This is a genomic window from Microvirga subterranea (genome assembly GCF_003350535.1).
Taxonomy (GTDB): Bacteria; Pseudomonadota; Alphaproteobacteria; order Rhizobiales; family Beijerinckiaceae; genus Microvirga; species Microvirga subterranea.
This window is the reverse complement of sequence record NZ_QQBB01000006.1, coordinates 329,152-341,638: the sequence shown is the minus strand read 5'-3', so window position 1 is coordinate 341,638 and position 12,487 is coordinate 329,152. Positions and strand designations below refer to the sequence as shown.

Genomic DNA, 12,487 nt, shown 5'->3' with positions numbered 1-12,487 from the left:
GGACGCTCTCCTAAAATCCGAGAAGGGCCTTTGCGGGCGGCCCGCCGGTGCGGGCCGCCCGACGGAACGATCAGCGTGCGAGCTTCAGGGCCTGTTCGGCCTTGGCCTGGGCCTGCCCGTAACGCTCCTTGGCGAAGGCGGCCCATTTCTGCTCGAGCTCGGCCTGACGCGCGCCCTTCTCCTTGCCGCCGGTGAAGGCGCCGGCGATCTCGGGCGAAGAGGCCTGCTGCTCGGTGACCGGCATGGCGGCCACGAGGTCGCGGGCCTCCTTCACCAGGGCCTTGGCCTCGGCATTGTCCTTCTTGGCGATTGCGGCCTCGGCGTCGTGGATGGCCTTGGTGGCGCCCTTGAGGGCGTCGAGCTGGAACGTCACGGTCTGGTCGTAGAGGACGTCGACGACGTTCGTGCGCTTCTCCGACACGTCCACGTCGAACTTCACACGCGCTCCGAGGGAGGGATCCTTGAACGGGTTCGGGTAATCCGCCGGCGCCTTGGCATAGACCGCCGGGTTCACGGGCAGGCGGCGGATGCTGGGCTCGAGCAGAACCTCCTGGCCGGCGGGAGACACGAGATAGTCGACGAAGGCCTCGGCCCCTGCCTTGTTGGGCGCATTGGCGATCACGGCGACGTTCGCCGGCACGATGGTGGTGACGGTCGGGTACACGAATTTCACCGGGAAGCCCGAGGCCTGGGACGAGAAGGCGAAGAAGTCGATCACGATGCCGAAGCCGACCTGTCCCGAATTGACGGCCTCCGGCACGCCGAAGGAACGCTCGGTGATCTGGCGGAAGTTGCCGGACATCTCCTTCAGGGTGCGCCAGCCCTTATCCCATCCTTCGCCCTGCAGGATCGTCTCGATGGTGAGGTGCGTCGTGCCGGAGCGCGAGGGCGCCGCCATGGCGACGTGGTCGAAGTAGACCGGTTTGGCGAGGTCCTGCCAGTCCTTGGGCTCGGGGAGCTTGTTCGCCTTGGCGTAGCGGTCGTTCCACATGACGCCGTAGCCCGAGGCGGCAAAGCCGGAATAGAAATTCTCGGGATCGTTGATCGGGTAGGAGCCGATCTTGTCCGGGATGCCCTCGGCCTTCGGCTTGTACTTCTGGAGCAGGCTCTTGCCTTTCAGCACCTCGAACGCGTCCGGCGCCGAGGCCCAGAAAACGTCGACCTGATTGTTGGCCTTCGTCTCCTCGACGAACTTCACGCCGGCATTCGTGTTGCGGTTCTGCACATCGAGAGTCACACCCGGGTGCGCCTTCTCGAAGGCCTGCTTGAACGGATCGGTCACGTCCTTCGAAAACGAGGTCACGACCGTGACCTTGCCGGACTGGGCGAAGGCAGAGCCCGTAAACAGGGCGGTGCCGATCAATGCCGCCGCGGCGACAGAATGGCGAAGCATCAGTTTCCTCCAACATGATGGCTTATGGCTTGGGTCCGCGCGAGGCGGCCGCAGAGCCTTATGCAACAATCGTGCCAAGACATGACGCTCCGCAGCGCGATTGTTTCAAGGAACGATTTTCGTGCGCAACGCCCGAACAGCGAGCCGTCTGGGGAAATGACGGTAACCGCGCCTGCCGGCATGGGTCAGATGCGTAACATCAGGCCTCGATCTCTCCCGTGCGGCCGAGATCGTACTTCTTCATTTTGAGGTAGAGGGTCTTACGGGTGATCCCGAGCGCCTCCGCAGTGGTGCCGATGCGCCCGGCGCAGCGCGAGAGGGTCTCCTCGAGGACCCGGCGTTCGGCGATCTCCATCTGCCGTTCGAGAGTCAAGGCGCCATGGGGGCTCGGCTCCGCCTGGGGCGGCTCGTCCTCGTCGAGGCCGAGGAGATACCGCTCGGCCGCGTTGCGCAGCTCGCGCACGTTGCCGGGCCATTCCTGCTGCTGGAGCCTTTCCAGGAAGGACGGCTCGAGCGAGGGCGCCGCCCTCGCCTGCCGGGCTGCCGCGAGATGCAGGAAGTGGGTGAAGAGCACAGGCACGTCGTCCCGTCGCTCGCGGAGCGGCGGGAGGCGGACCGTGACGACGTTCAGCCGGTAGACCAGATCTTCGCGGAACGCGCCCCTGCCGGCGAGTTCGGTGAGATCCACCTTGGTGGCCGCGATGACGCGGATGTCGACCGGGATCTCCTTGTTCGACCCGAGGCGCTCGATGGTCCGCTCCTGAAGCACCCGCAGCAGCCGGATCTGCGCCGCCATCGGCATGGACTCGATCTCGTCGAGGAAGAGCGTGCCGCCGCTCGCGTGCTCGATCTTGCCGATCCGCCGCTCGCGGGCTCCGGTGAAGGCGCCGGATTCGTGACCGAAGAGCTCGCTCTCGATCATGGTCTCCGGCATCGCGCCGCAATTGACCGCCACGAACCGCCCCTTCCGACGACGGCCGAAATCGTGAAGGGCGCGGGCGGCCACCTCCTTGCCGGTCCCCGTCTCCCCGTGAAGGAGCACGTCGGCCTCGGCCTCCGCGAGGGTCCGGAGAATGCGCCTCAGCCGCTCGATGGCGGCTGAGCGGCCGACGAGCCGGGTGTCGATGGAATCCTGATCGGCGGCCCCCGCCCTCAGGGCCCGGTTTTCCAGGATGAGGCTGCGGTGTGCCGAGGCGCGCCTGACCGTCTCGACGAGCCTCACCGGATCGGCCGGCTTCTCGATGAAATCCCAGGCCCCGCCCCGGACCGCCTTGATGGCCATCGGCACGTCGCCATGGCCGGTCACGAGCACGACCGGGATCTCGGGATCGACCGCGCGGACGGCATCGAGGAGGCCGAAGCCGTCGAGACCGGGCATGCGGACATCGCTCACGACGACGGCTGGAAGATTGGGCGACAGGATCTCGAGCCCCGCCTCGGCGGATCGGACCGCGGCGACGTCGAACCCGTCGAGCTCCAGGGTCTGCCGATAGGCATCGCGCACCTCCTGATCATCGTCCACCAGAACGACCTTGGGCTTTGCGCTCATGACCGGCTCGCCGCCAGATCGATCACGAAGGTCGTTCCCGTCCGTCCCGTCGTCGCCAAGATCAAGTCTCCTCCGAAATCCTTCACGATGTTGTACGACATCGACAGGCCGAGTCCGAGCCCCAGCCCGGCAGGCTTGGTGGTGAAGAACGGGTCGAAGACGGCGGCGCGGTGCTGCTCCGCGATCCCCGGCCCGTTGTCGGCAACGATTAGGCGGACTCGCCCTCCCCCGGCTTCGGCGCCGATGTCAATGCGACGGTCCGCCTGCCCCTCGAGGGCGTCGAGCGCGTTCGAGATCAGGTTGACGATCACCTGCTCCAGCCTGATCTCCTCGGCCAGAACCGTCAGGGGAGCGGCCGGGACGCTCATCCGCACCGCGACCTTCTCCTCGTCGAGGCGCTGCTCGAACAGGCTTAAGGCTCCCTCGACGACGGCCCGGAGATCGACCGCTTCGAGGGTCGCGGCGGGGCGGCGGGCGAAGCGCTTGAGATGCTTGATCAGCTCCGCCATCCTGGCCGTCAGGCCCTGAATCCGGTCCAGGCTCGCCCTCGCCTCCTCAGGACGGCCGCGTTCGAGCAGCACGGTCCCGTTGTGGGCGTGCGAGCGGATCGCCGCGAGCGGCTGGTTCAGCTCATGGCTGATGCCCGCCGCCATCTGGCCGAGCGCTGCGAGCTTGGCAGCCTGGACCAGGTCGTCCCGCGTCTGCCTGAAGACGGCAAGCGCCTTCCCGAGATCGCCGAGCTCGTCGTCCGTGTGCGGCGGCAGGACCGGCATCGTGGGGCCGCTAGCGATGGTGGTCGCCGCCAGCGTCAGCCCCTGGAGGCGCACGACGAGATTCCTGCGGACATAGAACCAGCCGATCGCGACCGTGATGACGAGCGACGCGATGGCGATCGCCAGGAGGAGATTGCGCCCGATCGCGATGGCGTCGGCAGAGCGCTCCGAAGCCCTTCTGGCAATCGCTTCCGTTCGGCTGACCTCCTGCGACACGAGGGTGCCGAGCTGGGTGACGAGGCGCCGGTTTTCGGCGAGAAGCGCCTGCGCGTCGGCAACGGCCTGGAGTTCGGCGCGCTTCACGGCCGCAAGCCCGGAAGCCGGATCGGAGACGGCGAGCAGGCGCGCCGCGATCTGGCTGATGGTGATCGCATCCGTCCAGCTGGCGAGCGCTTTGGTTTCCAGGTCGAGCTGGTCCGTCATCTCGCCGAGGAAGTTGCTCGTCTCCTGAAGATCCTCGATTGTCGGCACGATTCCGAGCCGGCCCAGCAGGCCCACGATCAGGTTGGCGTGCGCATTGATGGTCAGGAGCGCTTGGCTCTTGCGGCTCTCCTCCAACAGGGTCCTGCGCCCGGCCTCGGCCGCCTCGCCCGGCGCGACCCGGCCGATAGCCGATTCCATGTTGAACCGCGCATCGTCGATGAGGGGCTCGATCTCCTCGATCAGATCGGCCTGCAGCCATCGCAGCTCCTCGCCGATCTCCCGCGAGCGTTCGTGCAGCGGAAAGCGCCGGTCGGCGACCCGGTCGATGGCCTTGAGATTGGACTCGATCCCGTCCGTCACCACGAGAAGCTCGGGAGAGAGCGACTGCTCGTCGCTGCGCTCGTTCAGGACGGAGCGAAGGGCGGAGAGGCGCGCAACGAGGGTCTCGCGCGTGCGGTCGTAAGCCTCGCGCCGCTCTGCGACCGCGAGATCCGGCGTGCTGGCGATCACGCTTGCGCCTGCCTCCGCGAGGCGGGCGGAGAATGCGAGAGCCGGGAGATGAGCGGTCGCGACGGAGTTCAGCTCCTCGCTGAGACGGGCATAGGACAGCCAGCCGACGATGCAGGCGCCGACAGCGAGCCCGCCTACGCCCAGGAAGGCGATGATGAGGCGCCCGCCGATGCCGAGTCGCGTCCGCCGGATCATGGTCGTGCGGCCTCCGCACCATCCGCATTCCGATCGGCGCCTCCCAATCTCGCGGCGGCGTCGGCCAAAGCGCGCGCGGCCTGCTGCATGTTCCCATCGATCTGCGCTTTGATGCGGGCTTCGAGCTGGGCCTGGGGCGCGGGCGTGGGAAGGCCGCGCCGGACGCGCACGAGATCCTTCCATCGCTCCAGCTCCATAGCCTCCGGGCCGCTCAGAGGCGGCCGGGTCAAGGCGTGGCGCGCGTCGCTCACCAGCTTCGCCAGATCCGCATCGGAACGCCCCGACAGGGCCGCTTCGAGCGCGCGCACGGACCGCCACATCCGCACCAGGTCGGACCTCCGGAAGGTAATCATCTCGTCGAAGATGATGTTGACGAGCTCGTAGCGGGCGGCCGAGAGGCGCGCATCGAACAGTCCCTTGGAGAACAGGCCGTCGCGCCGGAAGGGACTGCCGTCCGTCGTCTCGCCGGCAGGATAGACCGCGGGGGAGATCGGGAGCCGCGCGACCGCCGGATCCAGCAACAGGGCCTGCCCTTCCTGCGACAGCACGAAATCGACGAAGCGTTCGGCGCCGTCCCGATTGGCCGCATCGTTCAGGACCGCGATGCTGGCCGGCACGAACAGGGTCTCCTCGGGCAGGGCAAACCGGGTCGAGTCCTTCGGCATGCCCTCCGGATTGGCCAGGAAGTCGATCGAGGGGCCGATCCCGAAACGGCCGCGGGCGACTCCGGCCGAGACGCCGAAGCTGCGTGCCGTCACGGTCGCGAGATTGCCGCCGATCTCGGACCAGATGCCCCATCCGCGGTCCCACCCGTAGACCTGGAGAATGGCCTCGACCATGAGGTGCATCGTGCCCGACCGCGACGGGGAGCTGATGCCGATGTGCCCGGCATAGATGGGTGCCGCGAGATCGCTCCAGCCCCTGGGAACCGGCAACCCCCTGCCCTCGAGATAGTCGGGATTGTACACGAACCCGTAGCCCGACAGCGCGAAGCCGAGATAGGTCATGTCGGGATCGTTCACCGGATATCCGGCGATCAGATCCGGCGCTCCCGTCGGGCGCGGCTTCAATGCCGCCAGCCGGCCCGCCCGCTTCAGGATCTCGAAGGCATCCGGCGCCGAGGCCCAGAAGATGTCCGCCCTGTGCCTCTCGCCGACGATGTCGGCCACGGCCGTGGTCGTCTTACGCTGAACGAATTCGAGCGACAGCTCCGGATGGCGGGTTCTGAACGCGCTCTGGAACGGCTCGAGGAACTGCGGCGGAAACGACGTGAGGACGCGCACCGCACGCACTTTCTCATCGGCGAAACCGGCCGCCGTCAGCAGGACCAGATGGGCCAGCACGATGGTCAGGCGAATGAAGAAAGGACGTGGCATGTATCGATGTTGCGGCGGTACTCGGGCCGCATCATAGGCCCGAGACAGACGAGCCGATCAAGTGCAATTCTTCGGTTGCAATCACCGCCAGCAATAACGGCGGCGCCCCTGCGGCTCCGAGGTGTCCTGTCAGCAGGTGCCTGCGGACGGCGGCTGGCCTCAAGGCCCTGCCCATGCCACCATTGCGTTATTCCAACCTGAGCGTATCGGATGGACGGGTCACCGTATCCGCCTTTCCGCACGATAGACTGGTCCGATGGTGCTGGAGCCCTCATGAGACTGATCGCCTCGCTTGTTTCACTTTCGGTGCTTCTGAGTCCCGCCGCGGCTCTGTCGCAGCAGGGCTTCGATGTGATCGTCCTCGGCGCTTCCGGCGGCATCCAGGACGGCAACCTCAGTTCCTTTCTCATCCGGCCGCACGGGGACAGGAATGCCGTTGCGTGCGATGCGGGCAGCCTGGTCAACGGGTTGAAGGTCGCTCAGGAAAAGGGCGCCTTCGGGGACGTGAAAAGACCGGAAGGCTCGTCCGACAGCGTCGTCGGACATGTGCTGAAGAACGAGATCAAGGGCTACCTGATCAGCCACGCGCATCTCGACCACGTGCAGGGCCTCGTGATTGCCTCGCCGGACGACAGCGAGAAGACCATCTACAGCCTGCCGTCCATCAGCGCGGAGATCGAGCGGAACTACTTCAACTGGCGGACCTGGCCGAACATGCTGGACCGGGGCCAGCCGCCGCACTTGAAGAAGTATCGCCTGCAGGACCTGAAGCACGGCGAACCCACGGCCCTCGCAGGCACCAGGATGACCGCCACGCCCTATCCGCTGAACCATGCGGGAACGGAGTCCACCGCCTTCCTGATCGAAAGCGGCGACGACGCCATCCTGTGCTTCGGGGACACCGGGCCCGACGAGGTCCAGAAGACGACCAACATGCAGGACATTTGGACGGCCGTCGCCGACAGGGTGAAGCAGCGGAAGCTGAAAGCCATCATCCTGGAGACGTCGTATACGAGCGACCGGCCGGACAATCTGCTGTTCGGCCATATGACGCCGAAATGGGTCCACAGCTTGCTGCGCGCGCTGGATCGGGCTGCGGGCGGAAGCGCCCTGAAGGGACTGCCGCTGATCGTCAGCCACATCAAGTATTCACTGACCGGCGAGCAGCCACAGGAAGCCATCCTGAAGGAACTGGAGGCGGACAATGACCTCGGCGTCCGGTTCCTGATCCCCGAACAGGGTGCGCGTTACCATTTCCAATAGGGCGACGCGCCTGCACCGCCATGCGCAACCGGCATGGGATCACGGTCGGGCCCGTGCTGCGGCTCCACCGGGTTTCACGTCGCCGGCCGCAACGGCTGCTCCGACCGCCGGGCCCCCTCGCCCGCATTTGAGGCGACGCAGGTCGGCACCGGCTGAGGGTGCATTGGCCCTTACGGTCCTGACATGCCCGATCGGGCCTGCCGTGCCCGACACGCCTTCGTCGAGGAGATCCCGCATGACCCGGGTCCGCGCCGCCGCGCTTGGAGCGCCCAGCACGACCCCGACGAGACGTCGACCCCCATTGATCGCCGAGATGGCGACGTTGAAGCCCGAGGCGCAGACATAGCCGGTCTTCGTCGCCTCAAGACCGGAATAGTCCTCGATCATCTTGTTGGTGTTCTTCAGGAGCCGTCCGTTGACCGTGACGGCCGCCGTCCTGAAGAGGTCCAGGTCGTCCGGATGAGCGCTCACGACGGCCATCATGAGGACAGCCATGTCCCTCGCGTTGGTGACCTGACGGTCGTCGTGCAGGCCATTGGCGTTGACGAAGCGCGTCCCGGTCATCCCGAGGCGCGCGGCCTCGGCGTTCATGGCCGCGACGAAGGAGGCCTCGCTCCCGCCGACCGCCTCGGCGATGGCGACCGCCACGTCGTTCGCGCTCTTGACCATCATGACGCGCAGCGCATCCTCCAACCGGAGGGAGGTGCCCTCCGGGACACCCAGCCTCGTCGGGGCCTGGGCCACGGCCCGCGCGCTCAGAACGATGGAGCTGTCCAGGGTGAGCCGGCCCGAGCCGACCGCCATCAGGGCCAAATGCGCCGTCATCAGCTTGGTGAGCGAGGCCGGATGCCAGGAGCGGGTGGCCTCCTGGGCGACCAGAATATCTCCGGAGGACGCGTCCACCAACAGCAGGGGAGAGGCGCCGGCGGGAGCGGCCGCCAGAAGAAGACCGGCGGCCAGCAGGAGAGAGGGCGGCTTCATGCCCCCATCCTTCATGGAATTGCCGCCTTGCACAAGCCCGGAATATCAACCCGCGGGTCGGACCGCTGCTATGGGAGCCCTGCCCCGAGGCGCCGCGGCAGCAAGGGATCGTTAAGCCTGATTTCGATATCAGCCGCATGAAGCGGAGCTTTCCGCCGCCCGGCCGGTTTTCGTCGATGCAAGCGCAATCCGGAGGGACATATGGCCACGAAAGCCTGCAACGCCGCGTTCGTCGCCCTGCTGATGCTTCCTGCCGCCGGCCTGCCCGCCCGGGCGGCCAGCTTCGACTGCACGAAGGCCGAGGCTCCCGACGAGCGGATGATCTGCGGCGATCGCGAACTCAACGACCAGGACGTTGAGCTCTCCGTCCTCTATACCCAGCTCAAGCCGCTTCTCGCCATGGGCGCCCGAGGCGACCTGGAGGATGGGCAGGTCGCGTGGCTGAAGCGGCGACGGGCCTGCGGGGACGATCGGGCCTGTCTGGCCAAGGCCTATGCGGACCGGCTGCTGCAGCTGAGGGGCGTCTTTGAAGAATTGGCCAAGCGAGGGCCTTTCTGAGGTCCTCGCCGGTTGGCAGCGCCCGATCCCTCATTCCTCCGCCGTGTCGGCGGCCTCGTCCCTCATGTGCCGTGAAACGACGGTTTCCTCGCCGAGGAGGCCGCGCGGCCGCAGCAGCAGGATGAGCATGAGAAGCAGACCGATGAGCACGACCTGCAGGGTGGCCGCACGGGCCTGATACTCGCTCGGGACGATCTCGCGCAGCGCGTTCCCGGACAGCGTCCACAGGGCCCAGACCACGAAGGCTCCGAGGATCGCGCCCCGGTTGTTGCCCGAGCCGCCCACGATCAGCATCGTCCAGAGCTGGAAGGTGAGGATCGGCAGGAAATCCTCCGGAGCGATGTAGCCGACGAAATGCGCATAGAGCGCTCCGCCGAGTCCCATGAGCATGCAGCCGATGACGAAGGCCTGCAGCCGGAACCGGAATGCCCTCTTGCCGAGGGATTCGGCCGCCGTCTCGTCCTCGCGGATCGCCCGCAGGACCCGTCCCCATGGGCTGCGCACGAGACGCTCCAGCGCCACATAGCTGAGACCGAGCAGCGCCGCCGCGACTGCCAGGTACGTCACGTTCCAGGCGAGGTTGTCGTCAATCACCTCGGCGAAGGGCTTCGGGATGAACTGCAGCCCGAATGGGCCGCCCGTCAGGCCCTTGGCGTTCAGGGCGACGAGCTGAAGGGTCACGGCGACGCCGAAGGTCGCGATGGCGAGGTAGTCGTGCCGCAGCCGCAACGCCGCCACGCCGATGATGAAGGCCGCAATCCCGGAGGTCGCCATCGCGCCGAGCCAGCCGAGCGGGATCGGCAGGCCCAGTCCGCCGAGCTGATCGGGATAATCGGGTGCCGTGATGAGCGCCGACGTGTAGGCCCCGATCGCCACGAACCCTGCGACGCCGACATTGAACAGGCCCGTGAAGCCCCATTGCAGATTGAGGCCGAGCACCACCAGCGCGAAGATCGTGGCGAAGACGAGAAAGAACGTGCCGTACGAGAGCAGTCCGATGAGATCGGGCATCACGTTCTCTCGCCGAAGAGACCGGTGGGGCGGATGAGCAGAATGGCGATGAGCACCACGAAGGCGGTCGCCGCGCGGTATTCGGCTCCGACGAGAGGCACCGACAGGCTTTCCGCAAGCCCGACGATCAGGCCGCCCACGACCGCCCCGTAGACGCTGCCGATCCCGCCGAGGATCGCTGCGGCGAAGAGCGGAAGCAGCAGGTCGAGGCCGAGCTGCGGCCGCAGCTGGACGGTGAGGCCCGAGAAGACGCCCGCCACCGCCGCGAGGACCGCGCCGATGATCCACGTGGCGCGGATAACGCGGTCGACGTCGATTCCCGTCACCCGGGCGAGCTGCGGATTGACGGAGGTCGCGCGCATCGCCTTTCCGACGGTCGTGCGCGTGAGGAAGATGTGCAGGCCGACGACCGAGACCGCCGTGAGGCCGAGGACGAAGAGCTGATCCGGGGTGATGCGCAGCCCGCCCAGCACGTCCCTCGGGACCAGCCGGATCGCAACCTGGATCTCGCGGCTGTAATATTCCGGAACCGCCCCATAGATGAACTGGAGGAGGTTGCGCAGAACGAGGGCGGCGCCGAAGCTCGCCATGATCAGCGTGATGGCGTTCCCGTGACGCCGGAGCTGGCGAAAGAGCAGCCGGTCGACCAGGAGCGCCAGCGCCGCGGTGGCGACCGCCGAAACCGCGAGCGCGACGAGAAGCGGCCAGCCGAAGGAGAACGGGCCAAGAGGCTCCGCCGGGCCCCAGACCGCCACGATCCCGATCAGCGCCGTCCAGGCGAGATAGGCGCCCCAGGTCAGGAGCTCGCCGTGGGCGAAGTTCGCGAAGCGCAGGATCGAGTAGACCAGCGTCACGCCGATCGCTCCGAGCGCGATGACCGAGCCGATGATGAATCCATCGGCCACGAGCTGCAACACTATGAGCCTCCTCGATGTTGTCCGAGATAGAGCGCGGCCACCTGGGGATCGCCTGCGAGATCGCGCGCCGTTCCGACGATCCTGGTGCTTCCTTCGACCAGGACCGCGCCCCGATCCGCGATGGCGAGAGCCGCCTTGACGTTCTGTTCGACCAGCACGATCGTGACCCCGGTGGCGCGCACGTCGAGGAGCTTCTCGAACACGATGCCCACGAGCTTCGGCGAAAGGCCAGCCGACGGCTCGTCCAGCATCAGGACCTTCGGCTCCCCCACGAGCGCCCGGGCCACCGCAAGCATCTGGCGCTGGCCGCCCGAGAGACGCCCCGCCAGCAGACGCCGCTGGCGCGCGAGGTCCGGAAACAGGTCGTAGAGGTCACGGAGCCGCTGCTTCTTCGGCACCTTCAGGATCGAGGCCGCGAGATCGAGGTTGTCCTCGATCGAGAGATTCACGAACACGTTCTCGGTCTGTGGCACGAAGCCGAGGCCCTCGTGCGCCAGATGGTGAGCCGCACGCCCGGTGATGTCGCGGTCGTGCAGAAGAACCTTTCCGGCGCTGACCGGCACGAGCCCGGCGATGGCCTTGATCAGGGTCGACTTGCCGGCCCCGTTGGGCCCGAGAACGGCGACGATCTCGTTGGGCTCGACCGCAAGCGACGTGCCCCGCACGATCGGAAGTCCGGGCTCGTAGCCGGCTTCCAGGTCCACGACGCGAAGAGCCGTCACGCGACGGCTCCGCCGAGATAGGCCTCGATCACCCTCGGGTCGCCGCGCACCTCCTGCGCCGTTCCGGTCATCAGGAGGCGTCCTTGCGCCATGACCATGATGGGACTGCACAGGTTCATCACGAGATCCATGTTGTGCTCGATGATCAGGAACGTGACGCCCTGGCGGTTGAGGGTCACGATCCGGTCGACGATCGCATCCAGCAAGGTGGGGTTGACCCCCGCTCCGGGCTCGTCGAGCAGGATCAGGCGCGGCTCCGCAACGAGGACGCGGGCGAGTTCGAGGAGCTTGCGCTGCCCGCCGGACAGGACGCGGGCGGGTTGATGGGTGAGACGGGACAGGCCCACGAAATCGATCCAGTGCCGGGCGGCCTCCGCTAGCCGCCGTTCCTCGGCGGCGACGCGGCCCGGCGTGAGCCAGTTGGCCCAAAACCGCTCGCCGCGCTGGCGCAGCGGCGCCACCATGACGTTCTCCAGCACGGTCATCTCCGGAAAGGGCCTCGGAATCTGGAAGGTGCGGGCAAGGCCCTTGGCGAAGATCCGGTCCGGAGAGAGCCCGTCGATGCGCTCGCCCCCCAGGCTGAGCGACCCCGAGGATGGGGGAAAAAGACCCGCCAGGCAGTTGAAGAGGGTCGTCTTGCCGGCCCCGTTCGGCCCGATCAGGCCCGTGATCGTTCCCTCCTCGATCACGAAGGACACTTCGTTGACGGCGTGATTGCCGCCGAAGGTCTTGGTGATCGATTGCGCTGCGAGCATGACTGGAGGGACGTCCCGGGCGGGCGATGTTGCGGGGCCGCAGATTTTGCGTCATGACAAT

General features: G+C 67.1%; 11 protein-coding genes. 2 read left to right on the top strand and 9 right to left on the bottom strand.

Annotated features, from left to right (window positions below; translation table 11 throughout):
* Positions 1-70 precede the first annotated feature (70 nt).
* The 4 genes from DES45_RS17075 to DES45_RS17060 all read right to left on the bottom strand — a co-directional run bounded on the left by DES45_RS17075 (position 71) and on the right by DES45_RS17060 (position 6,219).
* Complete coding sequence (locus DES45_RS17075; RefSeq protein ID WP_114771218.1) at positions 71-1,393, bottom strand: ABC transporter substrate-binding protein; 1,323 nt, start codon at positions 1,391-1,393, stop codon at positions 71-73.
* Positions 1,394-1,592: 199 nt separating this feature from the next.
* Entirely contained in the window at positions 1,593-2,942 is a 1,350-nt protein-coding gene (locus tag DES45_RS17070; protein WP_114771217.1) for a sigma-54-dependent transcriptional regulator, read from the bottom strand.
* Positions 2,939-4,843 carry an ATP-binding protein gene (locus DES45_RS17065; protein WP_114771216.1) on the bottom strand — a complete coding sequence of 635 codons (1,905 nt, stop codon included), beginning with the start codon at positions 4,841-4,843 and terminating at the stop codon, positions 2,939-2,941. The genes DES45_RS17070 and DES45_RS17065 overlap by 4 nt, the downstream gene beginning before the upstream one ends.
* Positions 4,840-6,219: an ABC transporter substrate-binding protein gene (locus DES45_RS17060; protein ID WP_114771215.1), complete on the bottom strand. Its 1,380-nt coding sequence runs from the start codon at positions 6,217-6,219 to the stop codon at positions 4,840-4,842. Before DES45_RS17060 ends, DES45_RS17065 begins: the two co-directional genes overlap by 4 nt.
* Positions 6,220-6,492: 273 nt before the next feature.
* On the opposite strand from DES45_RS17060, the gene DES45_RS17055 reads away from it, so the two are divergent.
* Positions 6,493-7,482 (top strand): MBL fold metallo-hydrolase, encoded by a 990-nt coding sequence (locus tag DES45_RS17055; protein WP_114771214.1) that lies wholly within the window; start codon positions 6,493-6,495, stop codon positions 7,480-7,482.
* Between the two features lie 39 nt (positions 7,483-7,521).
* Here the strand turns inward: DES45_RS17055 and DES45_RS17050 are convergent, their stop codons facing one another.
* Entirely contained in the window at positions 7,522-8,463 is a 942-nt protein-coding gene (locus tag DES45_RS17050) for a D-alanyl-D-alanine carboxypeptidase family protein (protein WP_170151538.1), read from the bottom strand.
* A 201-nt stretch (positions 8,464-8,664) separates the two neighbouring features.
* On the opposite strand from DES45_RS17050, the gene DES45_RS17045 reads away from it, so the two are divergent.
* A complete protein-coding gene (locus tag DES45_RS17045) occupies positions 8,665-9,021 on the top strand; it encodes a lysozyme inhibitor LprI family protein (protein WP_114771212.1) in 357 nt (118 codons plus the stop codon).
* A 30-nt stretch (positions 9,022-9,051) separates the two neighbouring features.
* Here DES45_RS17045 and DES45_RS17040 read toward each other — a convergent pair whose 3' ends face one another.
* From DES45_RS17040 to DES45_RS25820, 4 genes are read right to left on the bottom strand one after another with little or no spacing between them, the layout of a single operon-like run.
* Positions 9,052-10,032: a branched-chain amino acid ABC transporter permease gene (locus tag DES45_RS17040; protein ID WP_114771211.1), complete on the bottom strand. Its 981-nt coding sequence runs from the start codon at positions 10,030-10,032 to the stop codon at positions 9,052-9,054.
* The gene (locus tag DES45_RS17035; RefSeq protein WP_114771210.1) at positions 10,032-10,952 is read right to left on the bottom strand and encodes a branched-chain amino acid ABC transporter permease; all 921 of its coding nucleotides are present in this window, start codon (positions 10,950-10,952) and stop codon (positions 10,032-10,034) included. Before DES45_RS17035 ends, DES45_RS17040 begins: the two co-directional genes overlap by 1 nt.
* The gene (locus DES45_RS25825; RefSeq protein WP_245571762.1) at positions 10,949-11,671 is read right to left on the bottom strand and encodes an ABC transporter ATP-binding protein; all 723 of its coding nucleotides are present in this window, start codon (positions 11,669-11,671) and stop codon (positions 10,949-10,951) included. Before DES45_RS25825 ends, DES45_RS17035 begins: the two co-directional genes overlap by 4 nt.
* Positions 11,668-12,426 carry an ABC transporter ATP-binding protein gene (locus DES45_RS25820; protein ID WP_245571761.1) on the bottom strand — a complete coding sequence of 253 codons (759 nt, stop codon included), beginning with the start codon at positions 12,424-12,426 and terminating at the stop codon, positions 11,668-11,670. Before DES45_RS25820 ends, DES45_RS25825 begins: the two co-directional genes overlap by 4 nt.
* Between the last annotated feature and the right edge of the window lie 61 nt (positions 12,427-12,487).